19 protein-coding genes and 1 tRNA gene are annotated in these 18,428 nt (G+C 65.5%); 11 read left to right on the top strand and 9 right to left on the bottom strand.

What is annotated here, in order from left to right; all coding sequences use genetic code 11:
• Nucleotides 1-101 precede the first annotated feature (101 nt).
• Complete coding sequence (locus WCE05_RS21075) at nucleotides 102-1,064, bottom strand: alpha/beta hydrolase (protein WP_253102438.1); 963 nt, start codon at nucleotides 1,062-1,064, stop codon at nucleotides 102-104.
• 156 nt (nucleotides 1,065-1,220) lie between these two features.
• On the opposite strand from WCE05_RS21075, the gene aroC reads away from it, so the two are divergent.
• The 3 genes from aroC to WCE05_RS21060 all read left to right on the top strand — a co-directional run bounded on the left by aroC (nucleotide 1,221) and on the right by WCE05_RS21060 (nucleotide 4,156).
• The gene (gene aroC / locus WCE05_RS21070) at nucleotides 1,221-2,312 is read left to right on the top strand and encodes a chorismate synthase (protein WP_225787131.1); all 1,092 of its coding nucleotides are present in this window, start codon (nucleotides 1,221-1,223) and stop codon (nucleotides 2,310-2,312) included.
• Nucleotides 2,313-2,465: 153 nt separating this feature from the next.
• The gene (locus tag WCE05_RS21065; protein WP_253081485.1) at nucleotides 2,466-3,620 is read left to right on the top strand and encodes an MFS transporter; all 1,155 of its coding nucleotides are present in this window, start codon (nucleotides 2,466-2,468) and stop codon (nucleotides 3,618-3,620) included.
• Nucleotides 3,620-4,156: an oxidase gene (locus WCE05_RS21060; RefSeq protein WP_368816497.1), complete on the top strand. Its 537-nt coding sequence runs from the start codon at nucleotides 3,620-3,622 to the stop codon at nucleotides 4,154-4,156. Before WCE05_RS21065 ends, WCE05_RS21060 begins: the two co-directional genes overlap by 1 nt.
• 139 nt (nucleotides 4,157-4,295) lie before the next feature.
• Here WCE05_RS21060 and WCE05_RS21055 read toward each other — a convergent pair whose 3' ends face one another.
• Nucleotides 4,296-4,568: a DUF3509 domain-containing protein gene (locus tag WCE05_RS21055; protein ID WP_225787128.1), complete on the bottom strand. Its 273-nt coding sequence runs from the start codon at nucleotides 4,566-4,568 to the stop codon at nucleotides 4,296-4,298.
• A 269-nt stretch (nucleotides 4,569-4,837) separates the two neighbouring features.
• On the opposite strand from WCE05_RS21055, the gene WCE05_RS21050 reads away from it, so the two are divergent.
• Nucleotides 4,838-5,359 carry an ankyrin repeat domain-containing protein gene (locus WCE05_RS21050; RefSeq protein WP_225787127.1) on the top strand — a complete coding sequence of 174 codons (522 nt, stop codon included), beginning with the start codon at nucleotides 4,838-4,840 and terminating at the stop codon, nucleotides 5,357-5,359.
• Nucleotides 5,360-5,420: 61 nt separating this feature from the next.
• Nucleotides 5,421-5,951, top strand: a complete 531-nt coding sequence (locus WCE05_RS21045; RefSeq protein ID WP_225787126.1) for a hypothetical protein — start codon at nucleotides 5,421-5,423, stop codon at nucleotides 5,949-5,951.
• A 30-nt stretch (nucleotides 5,952-5,981) separates the two neighbouring features.
• Here WCE05_RS21045 and WCE05_RS21040 read toward each other — a convergent pair whose 3' ends face one another.
• Nucleotides 5,982-6,929 (bottom strand): ZIP family metal transporter, encoded by a 948-nt coding sequence (locus WCE05_RS21040; protein ID WP_368816496.1) that lies wholly within the window; start codon nucleotides 6,927-6,929, stop codon nucleotides 5,982-5,984.
• Between the two features lie 125 nt (nucleotides 6,930-7,054).
• On the opposite strand from WCE05_RS21040, the gene WCE05_RS21035 reads away from it, so the two are divergent.
• From WCE05_RS21035 to WCE05_RS21020, 4 genes are all read left to right on the top strand, one after another.
• On the top strand, nucleotides 7,055-7,246 hold the full coding sequence (locus WCE05_RS21035) for a PLDc N-terminal domain-containing protein (RefSeq protein WP_225787124.1): 192 nt from the start codon (nucleotides 7,055-7,057) through the stop codon (nucleotides 7,244-7,246).
• Between the two features lie 144 nt (nucleotides 7,247-7,390).
• The gene (locus WCE05_RS21030) at nucleotides 7,391-9,472 is read left to right on the top strand and encodes an LTA synthase family protein (protein WP_368816495.1); all 2,082 of its coding nucleotides are present in this window, start codon (nucleotides 7,391-7,393) and stop codon (nucleotides 9,470-9,472) included.
• Between the two features lie 128 nt (nucleotides 9,473-9,600).
• On the top strand, nucleotides 9,601-9,837 hold the full coding sequence (locus tag WCE05_RS21025; protein ID WP_225787122.1) for a hypothetical protein: 237 nt from the start codon (nucleotides 9,601-9,603) through the stop codon (nucleotides 9,835-9,837).
• 182 nt (nucleotides 9,838-10,019) lie between these two features.
• On the top strand, nucleotides 10,020-10,352 hold the full coding sequence (locus WCE05_RS21020; protein ID WP_225787121.1) for a ribonuclease E inhibitor RraB: 333 nt from the start codon (nucleotides 10,020-10,022) through the stop codon (nucleotides 10,350-10,352).
• A gap of 14 nt (nucleotides 10,353-10,366) precedes the next feature.
• Here WCE05_RS21020 and WCE05_RS21015 read toward each other — a convergent pair whose 3' ends face one another.
• Nucleotides 10,367-11,167 carry a cytochrome c gene (locus WCE05_RS21015; protein WP_253102443.1) on the bottom strand — a complete coding sequence of 267 codons (801 nt, stop codon included), beginning with the start codon at nucleotides 11,165-11,167 and terminating at the stop codon, nucleotides 10,367-10,369.
• A gap of 526 nt (nucleotides 11,168-11,693) precedes the next feature.
• Between WCE05_RS21015 and WCE05_RS21010 the strand changes: the two genes are divergently transcribed.
• Nucleotides 11,694-12,431, top strand: coding sequence for an amidotransferase (locus WCE05_RS21010; protein WP_225787119.1), 738 nt, complete (start codon nucleotides 11,694-11,696; stop codon nucleotides 12,429-12,431).
• Nucleotides 12,432-12,503: 72 nt separating this feature from the next.
• On the opposite strand, the gene WCE05_RS21005 is transcribed toward WCE05_RS21010, so the two are convergent.
• The 3 genes from WCE05_RS21005 to WCE05_RS20995 all read right to left on the bottom strand — a co-directional run bounded on the left by WCE05_RS21005 (nucleotide 12,504) and on the right by WCE05_RS20995 (nucleotide 15,160).
• Entirely contained in the window at nucleotides 12,504-13,475 is a 972-nt protein-coding gene (locus WCE05_RS21005) for a magnesium and cobalt transport protein CorA (protein ID WP_225787118.1), read from the bottom strand.
• 97 nt (nucleotides 13,476-13,572) lie between these two features.
• The gene (locus WCE05_RS21000; protein ID WP_225787117.1) at nucleotides 13,573-14,313 is read right to left on the bottom strand and encodes a 1-acyl-sn-glycerol-3-phosphate acyltransferase; all 741 of its coding nucleotides are present in this window, start codon (nucleotides 14,311-14,313) and stop codon (nucleotides 13,573-13,575) included.
• A 157-nt stretch (nucleotides 14,314-14,470) separates the two neighbouring features.
• Complete coding sequence (locus tag WCE05_RS20995) at nucleotides 14,471-15,160, bottom strand: crotonase/enoyl-CoA hydratase family protein (RefSeq protein WP_368816494.1); 690 nt, start codon at nucleotides 15,158-15,160, stop codon at nucleotides 14,471-14,473.
• Between the two features lie 289 nt (nucleotides 15,161-15,449).
• Here WCE05_RS20995 and WCE05_RS20990 point away from each other — a divergent pair.
• Nucleotides 15,450-15,539 (top strand) — tRNA-Ser (locus WCE05_RS20990).
• A 114-nt stretch (nucleotides 15,540-15,653) separates the two neighbouring features.
• On the opposite strand, the gene WCE05_RS20985 is transcribed toward WCE05_RS20990, so the two are convergent.
• Together WCE05_RS20985 and WCE05_RS20980 are read right to left on the bottom strand one after the other, a co-directional pair.
• On the bottom strand, nucleotides 15,654-17,792 hold the full coding sequence (locus tag WCE05_RS20985; protein ID WP_253081490.1) for a TonB-dependent siderophore receptor: 2,139 nt from the start codon (nucleotides 17,790-17,792) through the stop codon (nucleotides 15,654-15,656).
• A 164-nt stretch (nucleotides 17,793-17,956) separates the two neighbouring features.
• A complete protein-coding gene (locus WCE05_RS20980) occupies nucleotides 17,957-18,334 on the bottom strand; it encodes a hypothetical protein (RefSeq protein ID WP_253081491.1) in 378 nt (125 codons plus the stop codon).
• Nucleotides 18,335-18,428: the final 94 nt, after the last annotated feature.

Genomic DNA, 18,428 nt, shown 5'->3' with positions numbered 1-18,428 from the left:
GGCGGAATGGGGGCATAGGGCTGCTGCGCAGCAGCCCCAAGAGCACCGGTACCGCCTCGATACCGCGTTATCGGCAGCGACGAGGACTTCCTGAGCGCAATCTAGGCCGGCGGCAACTGGCGGATGAACGCGACGATCCGCTCACCCAGTTCGTGGGCCAGCGGCAGGCCGGGGTTGTTGTAGCTGTCGCGTTGCTGGCGCATACCCCTTGGGCTGATGCGCAGCGTATGGTTCATGCCATCGATCAGCGCCAGTTGCGCATCGGGCTTGGCCGCCTTGAGGCGCTCGGCGTCGGCGACGTCCACCTGCACGTCGTTGCGGCCCTGGACGATCAGCGCCGGCACCTTGATACGGGCGAAGGCCGCCGCCGGGTCCTGGCGCAGCAGGGAGATCAGGTACGGCTGCACCGTGGGGCGGAACACCTCGCGCAGCGAGGGCGGTACGTCGAGGCTGGTCTGCCCGGCCTGCAGGCGATCGATCAGCGCGTTGCCGCGCGCCAGTTGCGCCGGCGGCAGGCGTTGGGCCAGCTGTTCGCGCAGCACTTCGGCCACCGGCCGGCCGCTGCCGGCCACGGTGATCACCGCGCTGGCGCCGGCCTGTTCCGCGGCCAGGCTGGCGATCAGCGCACCTTCGCTGTGGCCGAGCAGGATCAGCGGGCCGAAGCGCGGGTCGGCCCTGAGTTTGCGACCCCAGGCCACCGTGTCGGCGACATAGCGCTCGACGCTGAGGTCGCGCTCGTCGGGCGTGGCCGGCTGGCTGGCGGCCACGCCACGCTTGTCGAAGCGCACGCTGGCGATATGCTCGCTCGCCAGCAGTTGGGCCAGGCGCTTGAGGTTGTCCAGGCGCCCGCTCGCCGGGTTGTTGCCGTCGCGGTCGGTAGGGCCGGAGCCGGCGATGATCAGCACCACCGGTGGCGGGCTGTCTTGCTGGGGCAGCAACAGGCTGCCATGCAGCACGCCCTGGCCGGTGTCGAGGTCGATGGGGCGATGCAGGACGGTGGGGGAAGCAGCCTGGGCGAGGGTGGTACAGCACAGCAGGAGGAGGGCGGCAAGGCGCAATATCATGGAGCTACTACCTGGAGGGATGCTGGTTGGACCGGGTGGTGGTGGGAAGGTTCGCGCGGGCCAGTGGCGGCCAGATATTTCGAATTTTTTCGCAAACCCCCGGCTTTCCGTATACTGGCGGCCTCCTTCCCATTCAGGCAGATTCGCGGAGCGTCCATGTCCGGCAATACCTACGGCAAGCTGTTCACTGTCACCACCGCTGGCGAAAGCCATGGCCCGGCGTTGGTCGCCATTGTCGATGGGTGCCCACCGGGCCTGGAGATCTCCCTGGCCGACCTGCAGCACGACCTCGACCGGCGCAAGCCCGGCACCAGCCGGCACACCACCCAGCGCCAGGAGCCTGACGAAGTGGAGATCCTTTCCGGGGTCTTCGAAGGGCGCACCACCGGCTGCTCGATCGGCCTGCTGATCCGCAACACCGACCAGAAGTCCAAGGACTATTCGGCGATCAAGGACCTGTTCCGCCCCGCCCACGCCGACTACACCTACCACCACAAGTACGGCATCCGCGACTACCGTGGCGGTGGCCGCAGTTCGGCGCGCGAGACCGCCATGCGCGTGGCCGCCGGCGCCATCGCCAAGAAGTACCTGGCCACCCAGGGCATCCGCGTGCGTGGCTACATGAGCCAGCTGGGCCCGATCGAGATCCCGTTCAAGACCTGGGACGCGGTGGAGCACAACGCCTTCTTCAGCCCCGACCCAGACAAGGTGCCGGAGCTGGAGGCCTACATGGACCAGCTGCGCCGTGACCAGGATTCGGTCGGCGCGAAGATCACCGTGGTCGCCGAAGGCGTGATGCCGGGCCTGGGCGAGCCGATCTTCGACCGCCTCGATGCCGAGCTTGCCCATGCGCTGATGAGCATCAACGCGGTCAAGGGCGTGGAGATCGGCGCCGGCTTCGCCAGCGTCGCCCAGCGTGGCACCGAGCATCGCGACGAACTGACCCCGGACGGTTTCCTCAGCAACAACGCCGGCGGCATCCTCGGCGGGATTTCCTCCGGGCAGCCGATCGTCGCCCACCTGGCGCTCAAGCCGACCTCCAGCATCACCACCCCGGGCCGCTCGATCGACATCGATGGCAACCCGGTCGAGGTGGTCACCAAGGGCCGTCACGACCCCTGCGTGGGCATCCGCGCCACGCCGATCGCCGAGGCGATGATGGCCATCGTGCTGATGGACCACCTGCTGCGCCATCGCGCGCAGAATGCCGGTGTGCAGGTGGGGACGCCGGTGCTCGGGCAGCTCTGATTGCGTCTGTGATTGTGCTGGCCTTTTCGCGGACAAGCCCGCTCCCACAGGTTCAACGCTGACGTGCAGAGCAGCGCAACCCCTGTAGGCGCGGGCTTGCCCGCGAATGGGTCGGTAGGCGACAACATTCCTGACTGACCGCCGGCCCGCCCCATGACCCCCATCCCTTATTGGCGCCTGTCCAGCTTCTACCTGTTCTACTTCGCCCTGCTCGGTTCCACCGCGCCGTTCCTGGCGTTGTACTTCGACCACCTGGGCTTTTCCCCGGCCCGCATCGGCGAGTTGGTAGCCATCCCCATGCTGATGCGCTGCATTGCGCCCAATCTGTGGGGCTGGCTGGGCGATCGCAGTGGCCAGCGCTTGCTCATCGTGCGCCTGGGCGCCTTGACGACCCTGGCGACCTTCTCGCTGATCTTCCTGGACAAAAGCTACGCCTGGCTGGCGTTGGTCATGGCCTTGCACGCGTTCTTCTGGCACGCGGTGCTGCCGCAGTTCGAGGTGATCACCCTGGCCCACCTGCATGGGCAGACCGCGCGCTACAGCCAGGTCCGCCTGTGGGGCTCGATCGGCTTCATCCTCACCGTGGTCGTCCTGGGTCGGTTGTTCGAATGGCTGAGCCTGGACATCTACCCGGTGGCCCTGGTGGTCATCATGGCAGGGATCGTCGCCGCCAGCTGCTGGGTGCCCAACGCCCAGCCGGTGGAGCATGCCGAACGCCGTGCGACGGGCGGCTTCCTGCGCCAGCTGGCGGCGCCGGGCGTGGCGGCCTTCTATGTATGCGTGGCGTTGATGCAACTGAGCCACGGGCCGTACTACACCTTCCTCACCCTGCACCTGGAGCACCTGGGCTACAGCCGTGGCGCCATCGGCCTGCTGTGGGCGCTGGGGGTGGTGGCCGAAGTGCTGGTGTTCATGGCCATGAGCCGGATCTTTACGCGCTTTTCCGTGCGCCAGGTGCTGCTGGCCAGCTTTCTCCTGGCGGCGCTGCGCTGGCTGCTGCTGGGCAACCTGGCCGACCTGCCCGCAGTGCTGGTGTTCGCCCAAGTATTGCACGCGGCCACCTTCGGCTGCTTCCATGCCGCGGCGATCGCCTTCGTCCAGGCGAGCTTCGGCGCCCGCCAGCAAGGCCAGGGCCAGGCGTTGTATGCGGCGTTGTCCGGCACCGGCGGTGCATTGGGCGCCTTGTATTCGGGCTACAGCTGGAAACTGCTGGGCCCGTCCTTCACCTTTGGTATGGCCAGCGTCGCGGCGCTGGCGGCAGCCGTTATCATTGCCATCCGTTCGAACCAGACCAGGAACAGCCCCTGATGAGCATTCTCAGCGTTTTCCACCCGTCCAGCCCGGAGCTGCCGAACAAGGTGCTGACCCACCACGACGATATCACCGCGACCCTGGCCGAGCAGGGCCTGCGGTTCATGCACCGCCCGCATGAGCTGCGGGTTCGGCCGGGCAGCGGCCAGGACGAGGTGATGGCTGCCTGCAGCGGGCTACTCGATCAACTGATGAGCGAGCATGGGGGCGCGGCCTTCACGTTGCTGAACCGCGACGGCGTGGACCCGGGGCAGATCGACTTGCGCGACGAGCACGTGCATGACGCCGATGAGGTATTCGCGGTGGTCACTGGCCGTGGGCAGGTCAGCCTGCGCGTGAACGATTACGTCTTTGCCGTGCTGTGCGAGAAAGGGGATGTGCTGGTGGTGCCGGCTGGGGTGCGGCGTTGGTTCGACCTGGGCGATGCGCCGTTCTGCCTGGCCTTGCGAGTGTTCGGCAGCGAGCAGGGGATGCCGCCGCGCTTCACCGGGGATGACAGTGCCCGGCAGTTTCCGGGGATCGATGAGTTCTAGCAAGGGGTGACGCTTGAGCCCATCGCTGGCAAGCCAGCTCCCACAGGGGCCGAGTCGATCACGCATCATGTGATTTGCAGGCCCTTGTGGGAGCTGGCTTGCCAGCGATGGGCTGCAAAGCAGCCCCAACATCCTCGGATCAGCGATACGTCGGCAGGGCGAACCGCTGCTGGCTCTGCAACATCGAGATCACCGGCAGCTCACTGGCCTGTTCGGCCAGGTCGCGGCGAATGGCGCTGATCGCCCAGGACAGTTGCTCGGCGCTGTGCAGTTGGGCATACGACAGCACGCGGCGGGTGATCTTGCCATCGGCGGCGCGCAGGCTCAGCAGGATGCCGCCATCGGGGCGGGACTGGGTCTCGACCTGGTAGGCGCAGAAGACCGAGGCGAATTTTTCCTGGATGAGGTCCATATCAACTCCTGACTGTTATGTTTGCAGACGTGAGTTGAGTGTTGCAGCGACCGTGCCAGGCTTTACGGCCTTATAAAATCCTTTTGAATCAGTAGCTTACTCGTTTGTACGGATCGCTGGGCCGTGCATTCTGCATGGTCGTGCAGTTTGCACAGTGCATTTTGCAAGGTCATAGGCTCTGTCTCTGGCCCCCATAGAATCTGAACCTTTGACCCGCCGCCATTGCCTGACGAAGACTTGGGCTCCCAACGATGCCAGGAGGTTCCCCGATGTCCGACCAACAGCCCACCGCCATGACCGACGAAGAAACCGCCGCCTTCGCCGAGGAGGTGTTCGAACGGGCCCGCCGGGGCGATGCCCAGATGCTCGGGCGCCTGCTGGAAAGCGGCCTGCCAGCCAACCTGCGCAATCACAAGGGCGATACCTTGCTGATGCTGGCCAGCTACCACGGCCACCATGACGCGGTGCGGGTGTTGCTGGCCCATGGCGCCGATCCGCTGATCGCCAACGACAACGGCCAGTTGCCCATCGCTGGCGCGGCGTTCAAGGGCGACCTGGCGATGATCCGCCTGCTGCTGGAGCACGGTGTGCCGGTGGACGCGGCCGCAGCCGATGGGCGTACCGCACTGATGCTGGCGGCCATGTTCAACCGCCGCGAGATCCTCGACTACCTGCTGGCCCAGGGCGCCGACCCGGCGCGCCAGGATGTCCGTGGCGCCACCGCCCTGGCTGCGGCCCAGACCATGGGCGCGGTCGACACCGCCGCGCGCCTGCAGGCGCTGGCCGGCTAACCCTGCGGGGGCGTTTGCGGCTATCCTTGGCGACTTTTTTCGCCAGCGCAGGGCCCCCGTCATGAAAAACCAGTTGCTCGAACTCATCAGCCTCATCGGCGCCGGCTGCATGCGCGAGCAGGATATCGAGCGCATCGCCGACGAGGCCGCCCAGGCCTACGCCGATCCCGCCGGTTTTCTTGCCGCCAACCCGGACATCAACTACGACGACAGCTTCCCCATCCCCCTGGGCGAATGGGTGGTGGTCGGCAGCCTGCCAGACACCGTGCTGTTCCAGGCCGACAGCTACCAGGAACTGTTCCAGCGCATTACCGACTCGTTCGACAAGCGCGTGCCGTTCAACCTCAAGCCCAAGCAACTGGCGCGCACCGAGCCGCTGACGGCGCTCAACCGCATCCAGGTGCAGATGGCTGCGCTGAACAAGGAGGCCGGCGGTTATGTGCTGCTCAATTTCAGCCAGTTGCTCGATGACGAACTGCAGATGGTGATGGTGGGGCAGAACGACCTGGCGCGGGTGCTGGCGCTCGGTGCCGAGGTGGGGATCAAGGTGGAGCCGGCATTGGAGGCATTGAAGGTCGCGGTGCACGTCTGAGTCGGGGGCTGCAAAGCAGCCCCCAAAGGCTCAACCCAACGCGGTATCGAGGAACATCATCACCCCGAACCCACCCATCAACCCGAGGGTCGCCGCAGTCTGGTGGCCATTGCGGTGGGTTTCGGGAATCACCTCGTGGGACACCACGAAGATCATCGCGCCCGCCGCCAGGCCCATGCTCACCGGGTAGGCGAGGGCGAAGCCGGTGGATATCCCCAGCCCGATCACCGCGCCCAGGGGCTCCATCAGGCCAGAGCCCACGGCCACCAGCGCCGCTTTCAGGCTCGACAGCCCGGTGGCGCGCAAGGCCAGGGCCACGGCCAGGCCTTCGGGAATGTCCTGGATGGCGATGGCGCTGGTCAGCGGCAGGCCGATGTGCATGTCGCCATTGGCGAAGCTCACGCCAATGGCCATGCCTTCGGGCAGGTTGTGCAGGGTGATGGCCAGGACGAACAACCACACCCGGCTGATCCGTTCCGCCTCGGGGCCGCAGGGGCCAGTGCTTTCATGTTCGTGCGGGGTGAAGCGGTCCAGGCCGAGCATCAGCAGGACGCCCAGGCCCATGCCCAGCACCACGGTGAAGGCCGCGGCCGGTCCGTTGCCGGTGATCTCCCGGGCGGCATCCAGGCCGGGCAGGATCAGCGAGAAGGAGCTGGCGGCGAGCATCATGCCGGCGGCAAAGCCGAGCATCACGTCCTGGCTGCGCGCGCTGACGTCGCGCAGCACTATCGCCAGCACCGCGCCCAGGGCGGTGGCGCCGAAGCCGGACAGCCCGCCGAGCACCGCCAGGTGCAGGTACTGGGCATGGTCGCCGTGCACCGCGTTCCACAGGCTGGCCAGCAACAGGACGAGAATGGCCAGCAGGCTCACGCCAAGCCCGGCACTGAGCCAGGGCATGTCCTGGGCCTGTTGCCGCCAGGCGCTCAACAGCGAGACGGGGGCGGTGCTTTCGGTGCTTTCAGTCTGGGCAGGGGGCATACGGACCTCACGGCAATGTATGGAAACAGTCTACCCAGCGACCCACCCGGCTGGCCAAGGATTCCCCTCTATCGACGTGATAGCCGGCTATGCTCAGCAACACAGGTTGCCAAGGGAGTGAAGGCATGGGTTCGACATTCAACGGCCTGGTGGGCCTGATCATCCTGGTGTTGGACATCTGGGCGATCCTCAACGTTCTCAAGAGCAGTGCCGAGGTGGGCATCAAGGTGTTGTGGATCCTGCTGATCCTGTTGTTGCCGGTGATCGGGCTGATCATCTGGGCCATCGCCGGGCCCAGGGGCAACGTGCGCCTCTGAGCCAACATCGCTCGTCACGAAATTTTCACACCCGATTATCGAAAATCCGCGCCGCACGCAATGCTGCGTTGGCCCTATTGCCATGCCAGCTGCAGGGCGACACCGCCTTTTTCGCAAACCCGCAATCCTAGGATCTTCCCATTCATGGCTAACACGGATGCCTTGAAACAACGGGCCGTGCCGGCCCCGTTCGCGCCGACCCTCAAATCGCACCTGGCCTACACCTTGCTGAGCGCCCTGGTGATCATGCTGATGCTCAGCCTGGTCCGCCTGGCGCTGCTGGTCTACAACAGCGACATGATCGGCGACACGCCCCATGCGACCGTGGCCGAGGGCTTCATCAACGGCCTGCGCTTCGACCTGCGCGTGGTGGTGTACCTCAGCATTCCGCTGCTGCTGGCGGTGCTCAGCCCCTGGGCCATGGCCCGTCGCGGGTTCTTCCGGCTGTGGCTGACGCTGACCGCGAGCATCGTGATGTTCCTGGGCCTGATGGAGCTGGACTTCTACCGGGAGTTCCACCAGCGCCTCAACGGCCTGGTGTTCCAGTACGTCCAGGAAGACCCCAAGACCGTCCTGAGCATGCTCTGGTACGGCTTCCCGGTGGTCCGCTACCTGCTGGCCTGGCTGTTCGGCACCTGGTTGCTGAGCCTGCTGTTCAAGGGCATCGATCGCCTGACCCGTGGCGCCGGCGGCGATCATGGCCAGGCTGCCGGGCGCCGCAGCATCACCCCTTGGTACAACCGCCTGGCGGTGTTCATGGTCGTCCTGCTGGTGGCCGTGGTCGCTGCCCGTGGCACCCTGCGCCAGGGGCCGCCGATGCGGTGGGGCGACGCCTTCACCACCGAGTCGAACTTCGTCAACCAGTTGGGCCTGAACGGTACCCTGACGCTGATCGACGCCGCCAAGAGCCGTTTCGGCGAAGACCGCGCCAATGTCTGGAAGGCTACCCTCGACCCCGAGGTGGCCCGGCAGAGCGTGCGCGATTTGCTGCTGACCACCAACGACACCCTGGTCGACGGCGACGAGGCGGCGGTGCGCCGTGACTTCGTGCCGCCGGCCGACCGTACCCTGCCGGTCAAGAACGTGGTGGTGATCCTCATGGAGAGCTTCGCCGGCCATTCGGTGGGCGCCCTGGGCGGCAACGGCAACATCACCCCGTACTTCGACAAGCTGGCCAAGGAAGGGCTACTGTTCGACCGCTTCTTCTCCAACGGTACCCATACCCACCAGGGCATGTTCGCCACCATGGCCTGCTTCCCCAACTTGCCGGGCTTCGAGTACCTGATGCAGACCCCCGAGGGCGGCCATAAGCTCTCCGGCCTGCCCGCGCTGCTCAGCACCCGCGACTACGACGACGTCTACGTCTACAACGGCGACTTCGCCTGGGACAACCAGTCCGGGTTCTTCGGCAACCAGGGCATGACCACCTTCATCGGCCGCAACGACTTCGTCAATCCGGTGTTCTCCGACCCGACCTGGGGGGTGTCCGACCAGGACATGTTCGACCGCGCCGCCGAGGAGCTGGCCCACAACTATGGCAAGAAGCCGTTCTATGCCCTGTTGCAGACCCTCTCCAACCACACCCCGTATGCCTTGCCCGAGGACCTGCCGGTGGAGAAGGTGACAGGCCAGGGCCGCCTGGACGAACACCTGACCGCCATGCGCTATTCCGACTGGGCCTTGGGTCAGTTCTTCGAGCAGGCGCGCAAGCAGCCGTATTTCAAGGACACCCTGTTCGTCATCGTCGGCGATCACGGCTTCGGCAACCACCAGCAGGTCACCGAGCTCGACCTGGGCCGCTTCAACGTGCCGCTGCTGCTGATCGCCCCGGGCATCCAGGAGAAGTTCGGCGCGGTGGACCATACCGTGGGGACCCAGGTCGACATCGTGCCGACCATCATGGGCCGCCTCGGTGGCCAGACTCGCCACCAGTGCTGGGGCCGCGACCTGCTCAACCTGCCGCAGGGCGACCCGGGCGTGGGCATGATCAAACCCTCGGGCAGCGAGCAGATCGTCGGCCTGGTGCAGGGCGATCGCATCCTCATCGAGTCCAAGGACATGAGCCCGCGGCTGTATCGCTACCAGCTGGGGCGCGAGTTCAAGGCCGAACTGATCCAGAGCCCCGACCAGCCGGAGTTGCTGAAGAAACTCGAGTCGTACATCCAGACGGCCACCAAGAGCCTGCTGGACAACACGGCCGGCGTGGTCCACGGCACGCCGAAGTAGAACCAGGCGGGGCTGCAAGGCAGCCCCTCTGCCGCGCAACAAAGCCCAGGCCAGGACTGAACGAAAGCCCTCGCCAACGGTCAAGCATACAGGCGTCAACCGGTATTCCTTGATGGGAGGGCTGATCAATGAAAGAGTGGGAAGTCACCTTCGTCGACCAGGACGGTGTGCAGGGCTCGCTGCTGTACAACGCCGATCAACGCCCCAGCGACGAGGAGGCCGCACGGCTGATTCGTTCGCACTTGTTCCCGGTCATCGATGAACTGGACCTGAACGACTTCCAGGACCGTAGTCCATCCCCCACGGTGCGCTGGCTCAAGGAGCAGAGCGGCGTGTCCATCACCCGCATCAGCGAACGGCCCTGAACGTGGCCACTGGCGCCGTCCGGCGCCAGGCACTAGGATGCAACGAGGCACAGGTCTTTTCTGCGGGCCTTTGTCGGTTTCACTCGCGTCTCGCATCAGCTCGGTCTGCCAGGCACCTTGGGTGTGTCGGCAGGTGCGTAGTGCACGGAAAGTCTATCCATTGCTTTGCAGGAGGACGTTTCATGAGCAGCCAGAACGACGACATCAGCAGCAGTGTCCTTCGCCAGATGAAAGCTGGCGGTTTCGACTTCACCCGCATCCATCCCATCGAGTTCTACGCGGTGTTTCCCGACGAGGCCGGTGCGCGCCGGGCGGCGGGGCAGTTCCGCGGCGAATCCCTCAATGCCCAGGTGCGCGAACGCGACGACGGCGCCTGGCACCTGGAACTGAGCAAGATCATGTATGCCACCTACCGTGGTATCGGGGCCTTCGAAGAGGCTTTCGAACAGGTCGTCTCGCCCTTGGGCGGCGAGGTCGAGGGGTGGGGCGTCAAGCAGGAGCGGCCGGTTGCCTGAGTGGCTCCGGGATCTCACGGCTTACGCGTAGCCATGTGCGCCAGATAGGCGATCAGGTCGTCCAGTGCCTGATCGCTCAGCACGCTCTGCGCGAACCCCGGCATCCGCCCTTGCGGCCACTGCCGCAGGCTCTGCGGATCACGGATATAGCGACGCAGGAAACCCGGCTGGAAATACTCGGTCGGGTTGTATGGCACGTTCAGGTCCGGGCCGAACTGAGCGTCGCCTGCGCCGTTGAGCCGATGGCAGGCCAGGCAGTTCTGCTGGAACAGGGCAAACCCCCGGCGCACCGGATCGTCCGCCGGCAAGCCGGCATCGGGCAGCAGGGCAGGGAAGCGCGCCTGCACCGACGCCAGGCGACGGATCGTGGTGATCTGGAACGGCCATTGCTCCGGGCGGATACCGCTCGCCTGCGGATCGGTCCACACCAGGTAGAACGGCCCGGCGCTCGGCTTGCCAGGGCCCAGGGCCGGCCACGGCCTGGCGGGGTCTTCGATGGCCAGCCAGGCGCGTGCCGGGCCGGTCTGCAGCAAAGGGCCAGCGGGCATTTCCGCGGCGAAGCCGTCCAGTGCCACCGCCTGCAGGTGGTCGCCGGCGCCCACGCCGTCGAGCAGCGCGGCCAGGGGCACGGCGCGGTACTGCATGGGGCGCTTGTAGGAGACGTCCTGGGCGATGCTGATGTCCCGGGCTTGCGGGTGGGCGAGCAGCTCGGCGCTTTGCCACTGGCCGTGCCTGTCGCCCAGGTCCAGGTGCAGTTGGGCCGCCGACAGCGGCAGGCAGAGCAGGAAGGTCAGCAAGGCGAAGCAGTGGCGCATGGGTGATCTCCAACCGTCAGGGTCGGCAGATTACCTGTGCGTTGCCCGCAAGAGCCACCGCTGCGTTCATCCGAACAGACGTGTCAGGTTCGGCAGGATCAGCAGCAAGGTCGTGGCGAAGAGTATGAGCCCGGCTTGGCGTATCTTGGGTTGTCTGAACATGGCGGACCGCCTTCTTGTTGTTATTCCTGAATAGCCCTTGGCTTCCTTGTCTCGCTTCGGGTCGATCGCAGTGGCGTGGCTGCACGCCATTCCTGCTTGCCTCTTGTGTCTGGATATACAACCAACAGTAGGGCGCGCGTCATCCATGTTTCAGAACCCTTTGTTCTAGATTTTTTTCTGTAGATTTCCATTGGTTTTAAGGCCAATGGCCAGCTCGCTGGCATGCTCTGGCTAGACGGGTGCGCGAAGGGGGTTACCAAGGGTGACAGGCACTACCGTTCGTCAGCGCATCCTACTTGCTTGTACGTGCCTTTCGCGTCAGTCTCTACAGCAAATCCCACCCATGTCGTTCAGGACTATCCTTATGTCGTTACGCATCTGCATCCTTGAAACCGATGTCCTGCGACCGGAGCTGACCGCGCAGTACCAGGGCTACGGAAGGATGTTCGAGCAGCTGTTCTCGCGTCAGCCGATCGCCGCCGAGTTTCGCGTGTACAACGTGATGAACGGCGAGTATCCCCCCGAAGACGAAACCTTCGATGCCTACCTGGTGACCGGCAGCAAGGCCGACTCGTTCGGGAGCGACCCCTGGATCCAGACCCTCAAGGCCTACCTGCTCAAGCTGTACGAGCGTGGCGAGAAGCTGCTGGGTGTGTGTTTCGGCCATCAGGTGCTGGCGCTGGTGCTCGGCGGTAAGGCCGAACGGGCAGAGCAGGGCTGGGGCCTGGGCATCCACCGCTACAGCCTGGCCGCCCATGCGCCGTGGATGGACCCGGAGGTGTCGGAGCTGACCCTGTTGATCAGCCACCAGGACCAGGTCACCCAGCTCCCGGAAGGGGCCACGGTGATCGCCTCCAGCGACTTCTGCCCCAATGCCGCGTACCACATTCGCGACCAGGTGCTGTGCTTCCAGGGCCACCCGGAGTTCGTGCACGAATATTCCCGGGCGCTGCTCGATGCACGCCAGGAGGTTCTGGGCGACGAGGTTTACCAGCGGGCGATCGCCAGCCTGGCCGAGGACCACCAGGGCGATCTGGTGGGCAAGTGGATGCTGCGTTTCATCGGGCATTCGGGCAAGAAGGCCAAGGAGAACGCGGCCTAGGTTTGGCGTTTCATCGAGTGGAGCCGCTTTGCGGTCCTTCGCGGGCTTGCCCGCGAAGGGCGCGGCGAAAATCTACAACCAGCCAGAACGCTTGAAGCTGGCATACAGCGCCGTGCAACCCACCCCGATCACCCCCAGTATCCCGAAATAGCCATAGTGCCAGCCCAGCTCCGGCATGTTCTGGAAGTTCATCCCGTAGATCCCGGCAATGGCGGTAGGGAACGCCAGGATCGCCGCCCAGGCGGCGAACTTGCGTTGCACGATGCTCTGGCGCGACGACTCCAGCAGCATGCCGATCTCGATGGTCTGGCTGGCGATGTCGCGGATGCTGGCGAGGTCTTCCATCTGCCGGGTGACGTGGATCTGCACGTCACGGAAGTACGGGCGCATGTTCTTGTCGATGAAGGGGAAGCTCAGGCGCTGCAGCTCCTCGCTGACCTCCACCATCGGCGCCACGTAGCGGCGCAGGCGCAGGATGTCGCGGCGCAGGCTGTGCAGGCGCTGGATGTCTTCTTCCCTGAGCGAGTTGCCCAGCACGCTCTGCTCCAGTTCCTCGATCTCGCCGTGGATGGCTTCGCTGACCGGCTGGTAGTTCTCGGTGACGAAATCGAGCAGGGCATAGAGCACGAAGTCCTCGCCGTGCTCGAGCAGCAGCGGGCGCGCTTCGCAGCGCTGGCGCACCAGGGCGTAGGACTTGGAGTGGCCGTTGCGGCAGGTGATGATGTAGCCGTTGCCGGCGAAGATGTGGGTCTCGATGAACTCCAGCTTGCCTTCATGGCGCACTGGCGAATAGGTGACGATGAACAGGGCGTCGCCGAAGGTCTCGAGCTTTGGCCGGCTGTGTTTCTCCAGCGCGTCCTCGATGGCCAGCTCGTGCAGGTTGAACTGGCGCTGCAGGTTGGCCAGCTCCTCGGCGTTGGGTTCCTCCAGGCCGATCCAGACGAAGTGGCCGGGCTTGCGCGCCCATTCGCTGCCTTCGTCGATGTTGATGTTGGTGACCTTCCTGCCGGCGCTGTACACCGCCGCTGCCACGACTCGGCCCATGGTTGCTCGCTTTTTCGGTTGAACACGCAGATACAGCTTGGGCTGTGCCGGGCCATAGAGCAACCGTCGGCTGGCCTGGTGCATTGGGGCAAGCCACTCAACCGTTAGCCAGCTCGCCCTCCACCCGCTCGAGCTCGCTGTCCATCCGGTCGATGCACTGCTGCATCTGCGTGCGGCACTGTTCGATCAGGGCCGGCAGGTCCTGCTGGCTCATGCCTGCGGTAGCGATCGGTGGCAGCGAGCGGACGATCACTGTGCGGCGCCGCCAGCTGTTGAGGCCCAGGCGTTTCGAATAGCGGCTGACGCACACCGGGACGATCGGCACACCGGCCTCGACGGCCATGTGGAACGCGCCTTTCTTGAACGCCAGCAGTTGTTCGCCAGGGTTGCGTGTGCCTTCGGGGAAGATCCAGATCGAGGTGCCATCGCCCAGGATCCGCGTAGTGACCTGCAAGGCCTTGCGCGCCTGGTAGGCGTTCTTGCGGTCTACCAGGACGTTGCCGCCGAGCCAGAACAGCTGGCCGAACAGCGGGATCCAGCCCAGGCTCTTCTTGCCGATGGCCACGGTGCGCCGGGGCACCACCTGGCCGAGGATGAACAGGTCGAAATTGGACTGGTGGTTGGCGACGATGACGCAGCCCGGCGGCTGGTCCCACAGCGGGCCGACCTCGGCCTTGACCTGGATGCGCATCAGCCAGGCGGCGGGCACGCTGTAGAGGCGGGCGAACAGGCGGCTGTTATCGGGGTTGAACGGGCGGCACAGGCCGATGACCAGGCCCACCACGCCAACGAGCAAGAAATGCAGCGCCAGAAGGAGCATGCGGAGCATATAGAGCATGATACGACTCACACCAGACAGTCGCGGCGCAGTGTACGGCTGTACACTGTCCGGGGCAAACCCTGGGTGGGCAGTGCAGGCCTGCTCACGGGCAAGCCTGCTCCGATGATCGATTCGGACCTTGGGAACCGGCTTGTCGGCGAATGGGTCGGTAAGGTCAGCCGAGATGCTGCTGGTCCCGCACGATGGCCGCGTCCAGCGTATCGAGCAGCCCTTTGCGCACCTTCAGCTTGGTGTTCTTGTGGGCCAGCATGTTCAGCTTCTTCAACTCGCGAGCCGTCGCCAGGGCGACCTCCTGCAGTTGCTCGGCCGGTACCACTTTATCGAGAAAGCCGGCATCCACCGCAGCCAGGGGATCGAACACCTCGGCATTGATCACCGAACGATGGAAGGCCGAGCGACGCAGGCGGTCGCGGGCCAGCTCGATGCCGGCGTGGTGCATGGTCATGCCGATCTGCACTTCGTTCAGGCAGATCTTGTACGGCCCCTCGACCCCGATGCGGTAGTCGACCGAGAGCAGCAGGAAGGCGCCCTTGGCCACGGCATTGCCGGGGCAGGCGACGATCACCGGGAACGGGTGGGCGAGCAGGCGGCGGGCCAGGGTGGAGCCGGCGGTGACCAGGCTGATCGCTTCCTTGGGGCCGGATGTCATCACCTTGAGGTCGTAGCCGCCGGAGAGGATGCCCGGCTGGCCGGTGATGATCACCACCGCGCGCTCTTGTTCGGCGCGGTCCAGGGCGGCGTTGAAGGCCGTGATGACATCCGGCGAGATGGCGTTGACCTTGCCGTTGTTCAGGGTCAGGGTGGCGATGCCGTCTTCGGCGTGGTAGGTAATCAGCTCGCTCATGACAGAGTCCTTTGGGTGGCGTGGCGACGACGTTACCCAGCGGCGCGGGCCAGGTAAAGCGGCAAGGCTGACTGGTCGGTCAGCAGTTGCGGGCATGCCGTGCGGCATCGGGGCAGGGGCCTTGGCTGGCTGCAAAAGCGCGGGGCAGATTGGCAGCATCGCCCTGGCGCCCAGGGTTTTTTGGGCGAAGGGCTTAAGCGCATGAAAATTCTGAAAAAAATGCTTGCCAAAGGGAATGGCTTCTACTAAATTAGCGCGCCTCGACAGGCTGAACAGCTTGAAGAGATCCGGTGAAGTGTCCGAGTGGTCGAAGGAGCACGCCTGGAAAGTGTGTATACGGGAAACCGTATCAAGGGTTCAAATCCCTTCTTCACCGCCACATTCCGCAAGAAGCTCCCGCGCTGAAAAGCCCGGGGGCTTTTTGTTTTCTGGCATGGTTCAGGGCCAAGCGGGGCCTTGTGATCCTGGGGCCGCAAAGCGGCCCCGGGGCCCCTCAGAAACTCACCGACGCCGACAACCGCGCCGTACGCGGCGCCCCCTGGAACAGGTAGTTGTCCCCCAGGTAATCCCCCACATCGCGCCAGTAGCGTTTGTCGAAGACGTTGTCCACCGTCAGCCGCAGCACCGTGTCATACCCGCCGATGCGCGTGCGGTAGCGGCTGCCGATATCGAACACGGTATAACCGCCGACCTCGACATTGCCCGCCTGGCTGGCGTACTTGCTGGCGCTGTAGCGGGCGCCGCCGAGCAGTGCCAGGCCTGGGACCGGCAGGCTGTAGTCGGCCTGCAACGCGGCGCGCAGCCGGGGCACGTTGATCGCCTGGTGGCCTTCGTAGGCGTCGGTGCCGCTGTTCTGCACCCGGGCGCGGATCGCCGCGGCGCTGGCCTGGAGCTGCAGGCGCGAGGTCAGCCAGCCGCTGGCGCCCAGTTCCAGGCCGGTGTTCTTCTGCTGGCCTTGCTGCACGTAGGTGAAGGCACCGTCAGCCTCGGGGCGTGCGTACTGGTAGGCCTGGCGGATCTGGAACAGCGCGGCGCTGAAGCTCATGCCCTGCCAGTCGCGCTTGATGCCCACCTCCAGTTGGCGCGACAGGGTGGGGGCGAGGATCTGGGCCTGGTTGGTGGCGTACCAGGGGGCGGTGCCGCCCGCGGACAGGCCCTTGGAGTAGCTGGCGTACAGCGTGGTATCCGGGCGCGGCTTGTAGATCAGTGCGGCGTTGGGCAGCAGTTGGTACTTCTGGGTATGGCGACCCGCGACACCGTTCTCGTCCCAGGTCTTCTCGTCCAGGCGGACTTCGCGGGCACCGAGGACGGCCTGCCAGTGTTCGTCGAAGGTGATGCGGTCGCTGACGAACAGGCCGTACTGGCGGCTGTCCAGGCGGCGCTCGCTCGAACCGACGGGCCTGTCGGACGGCGGCAGCGCCGGGGCGCCGGTATGGATGTTGCCGGTGCCAATCCACTCGTTGTAGTACGGCCGCTGGTCGAGGGTGCGGCGTTGGGCGCTGGTGCCCAGGGTCAACTCGTGGCCCAGGCCCAGGGCCTCGAAGTGCCCGGCGAGCATGGCCTGGGCCTCGTCGACGCGCCGGGTGTCGTCCGGGCTGCGAAAGTCATAGATGTCGTAGTCGCCTTCAGGGCTGAAATGGGGCGCCCAGCCTGCTTGGCTACCCCACGCGAACGAACTGTAGTCGTCGATCACCACCTTGCTGCGCGAGGCGCTCAGGGTGGCGCTCCAGGCATCGCTGAAGCGGTACTCGAAACGCCCGCCCAGGTTCAGCGAATCGGTTTGCACCGGCTTGGCCCAATGCTGGTAGGCCAGGCGGTCGTCGGGGTCGATGCCATGGGGCACCTCGGTACCGCCGAGCAACTGGTAGCCCGGCACCGAACGTTGTTCACGGTGCTGGTATTCGGCATCCAGTTGCACGGTGGCGTTGGGGGTGATCTGCCAGTCGAAGGCCAGGGAGGCGAAATCGCGCTTGCCGTCGGCATGGTCGACATAGGAGCGGATGTCTTCGTGGGCCAGGTTGGCGCGCAGGCCGAACTGCCGTTCGCTGCCGAACCAGCCGCCCAGGTCGGTGGCCAGGTAACGTTCGCCCTGTTCGTTGCTCGAGACGCTGATGCTGCGCACATCCTCCGGACGCTTGGTCACGTAGTTGACCAGCCCGCCCGGCGCCGACACGCCGCTCTGCAACCCTGACAGCCCCTTGAGCAGTTCTACCTGTTGCTTGTTCTCCAGGGCCACGTTCTGCTCGCCGGCGATGGTCTGGCCGTTGATCCGGTAGCTGCTGGCGGCGTTGAGCTCGAAGCCGCGCACGTTGAAGTTCTCGTAGTAGCCGATGGGCGCGTAGCTCTCGCCCACCGAGGCGTCGCTTTGCAGCACCTCGCTGAGCAGGCGCACCTGGCGGTCCTGCAGCAGCGGCTGGCCGAACACGCTGACCGAGGCCGGGGTATCGAGCAGGGGCGCGGCCTGCCAGCCGCCTGCCTGGGCCTCGCGCACCTGGTAGCCGTCGTCGCCATAGCGCTCCGATACGCGCAAGGGCGCCAGGGTGACGCTGTCGTCGGCAAGGCCCTGGCCGCTGTGCAGGGCAAGGCCCAGGCCGAGCAGGCTCAGGGGCAGGCGGGGGCGAGGCGAGGTCATGCAAGGGCTCCTTGAAAGGCGGGCGGTGCGGGTGTGTCGGGCAGTGGGGCCGGCCGGTCTTTGTGCCGGTCAGGCAAAAGGGCGCCATGTTAGCAGGCACGGGTGCGCCGGGTGCCTGCATTTCGCAGGCGCCCGGCTAGTGGACGGATGGGATGGCGGCGGATTCAGCGAGCCGGTGGCCGCTGGTGCCTGCGCCAGGTGTCGTCGATCTTCGACCAGGTCTTGCCATCGGTGATGGCCATCAGCTTGCGGCCATCCTTGAAGGTGGCGACGAAGGTGGCTTCTTCTTCCTTGCCTCCCAGCCAGAGGCCGGCGAGCAGGCCGACCGGGCCCGCTACCAGGGCACCGGCCACGCCCCAGCCGAGCGTGCTGCCCAGGCTGCGGCTGGATTCCAGGCTGGCCAGCTTGAGATCCTTGATGCGCGCCAGCGAGATCCGCTCGCCGGGCGAGGGGCTGCGCGGGGTCTTGAGGGTGAGCGCTCCATTGCGATACTCGCCTTCACCTTGCAAGAAATCGCCGGATTGCACCGTGAGCCTTGTCATTGTGTCGTCCTGTCAGGGAAAGGGCTGTGGCTAGCACTTAATGAGCGCTACGGCAGCGGCCAAGTCAACGAGCAGGCGACGGAGGGTGGATGGC

The sequence above is a fragment of the Pseudomonas sp. I2 genome (assembly GCF_040984075.1).
Lineage (GTDB): Bacteria > Pseudomonadota > Gammaproteobacteria > Pseudomonadales > Pseudomonadaceae > Aquipseudomonas > Aquipseudomonas guariconensis_B.
This window is presented reverse-complemented; position numbering and strand designations above follow the sequence as displayed.

Excerpts from the sequence above, each read along its gene's own strand:
- WCE05_RS21075 (WP_253102438.1), bottom strand. The coding sequence starts at position 1,064 with ATGATATTGCGCCTTGCCGCCCTCCTCCTGCTGTGCTGTACCACCCTC.
- aroC (WP_225787131.1), top strand. The coding sequence starts at position 1,221 with ATGTCCGGCAATACCTACGGCAAGCTGTTCACTGTCACCACCGCTGGC.
- WCE05_RS21065 (WP_253081485.1), top strand. The coding sequence starts at position 2,466 with ATGACCCCCATCCCTTATTGGCGCCTGTCCAGCTTCTACCTGTTCTAC.
- WCE05_RS21060 (WP_368816497.1), top strand. The coding sequence starts at position 3,620 with ATGAGCATTCTCAGCGTTTTCCACCCGTCCAGCCCGGAGCTGCCGAAC.
- WCE05_RS21055 (WP_225787128.1), bottom strand. The coding sequence starts at position 4,568 with ATGGACCTCATCCAGGAAAAATTCGCCTCGGTCTTCTGCGCCTACCAG.
- WCE05_RS21050 (WP_225787127.1), top strand. The coding sequence starts at position 4,838 with ATGTCCGACCAACAGCCCACCGCCATGACCGACGAAGAAACCGCCGCC.
- WCE05_RS21045 (WP_225787126.1), top strand. The coding sequence starts at position 5,421 with ATGAAAAACCAGTTGCTCGAACTCATCAGCCTCATCGGCGCCGGCTGC.
- WCE05_RS21040 (WP_368816496.1), bottom strand. The coding sequence starts at position 6,929 with ATGCCCCCTGCCCAGACTGAAAGCACCGAAAGCACCGCCCCCGTCTCG.
- WCE05_RS21035 (WP_225787124.1), top strand. The coding sequence starts at position 7,055 with ATGGGTTCGACATTCAACGGCCTGGTGGGCCTGATCATCCTGGTGTTG.
- WCE05_RS21030 (WP_368816495.1), top strand. The coding sequence starts at position 7,391 with ATGGCTAACACGGATGCCTTGAAACAACGGGCCGTGCCGGCCCCGTTC.
- WCE05_RS21025 (WP_225787122.1), top strand. The coding sequence starts at position 9,601 with ATGAAAGAGTGGGAAGTCACCTTCGTCGACCAGGACGGTGTGCAGGGC.
- WCE05_RS21020 (WP_225787121.1), top strand. The coding sequence starts at position 10,020 with ATGAGCAGCCAGAACGACGACATCAGCAGCAGTGTCCTTCGCCAGATG.
- WCE05_RS21015 (WP_253102443.1), bottom strand. The coding sequence starts at position 11,167 with ATGCGCCACTGCTTCGCCTTGCTGACCTTCCTGCTCTGCCTGCCGCTG.
- WCE05_RS21010 (WP_225787119.1), top strand. The coding sequence starts at position 11,694 with ATGTCGTTACGCATCTGCATCCTTGAAACCGATGTCCTGCGACCGGAG.
- WCE05_RS21005 (WP_225787118.1), bottom strand. The coding sequence starts at position 13,475 with ATGGGCCGAGTCGTGGCAGCGGCGGTGTACAGCGCCGGCAGGAAGGTC.
- WCE05_RS21000 (WP_225787117.1), bottom strand. The coding sequence starts at position 14,313 with ATGCTCTATATGCTCCGCATGCTCCTTCTGGCGCTGCATTTCTTGCTC.
- WCE05_RS20995 (WP_368816494.1), bottom strand. The coding sequence starts at position 15,160 with ATGAGCGAGCTGATTACCTACCACGCCGAAGACGGCATCGCCACCCTG.
- WCE05_RS20985 (WP_253081490.1), bottom strand. The coding sequence starts at position 17,792 with ATGACCTCGCCTCGCCCCCGCCTGCCCCTGAGCCTGCTCGGCCTGGGC.
- WCE05_RS20980 (WP_253081491.1), bottom strand. The coding sequence starts at position 18,334 with ATGACAAGGCTCACGGTGCAATCCGGCGATTTCTTGCAAGGTGAAGGC.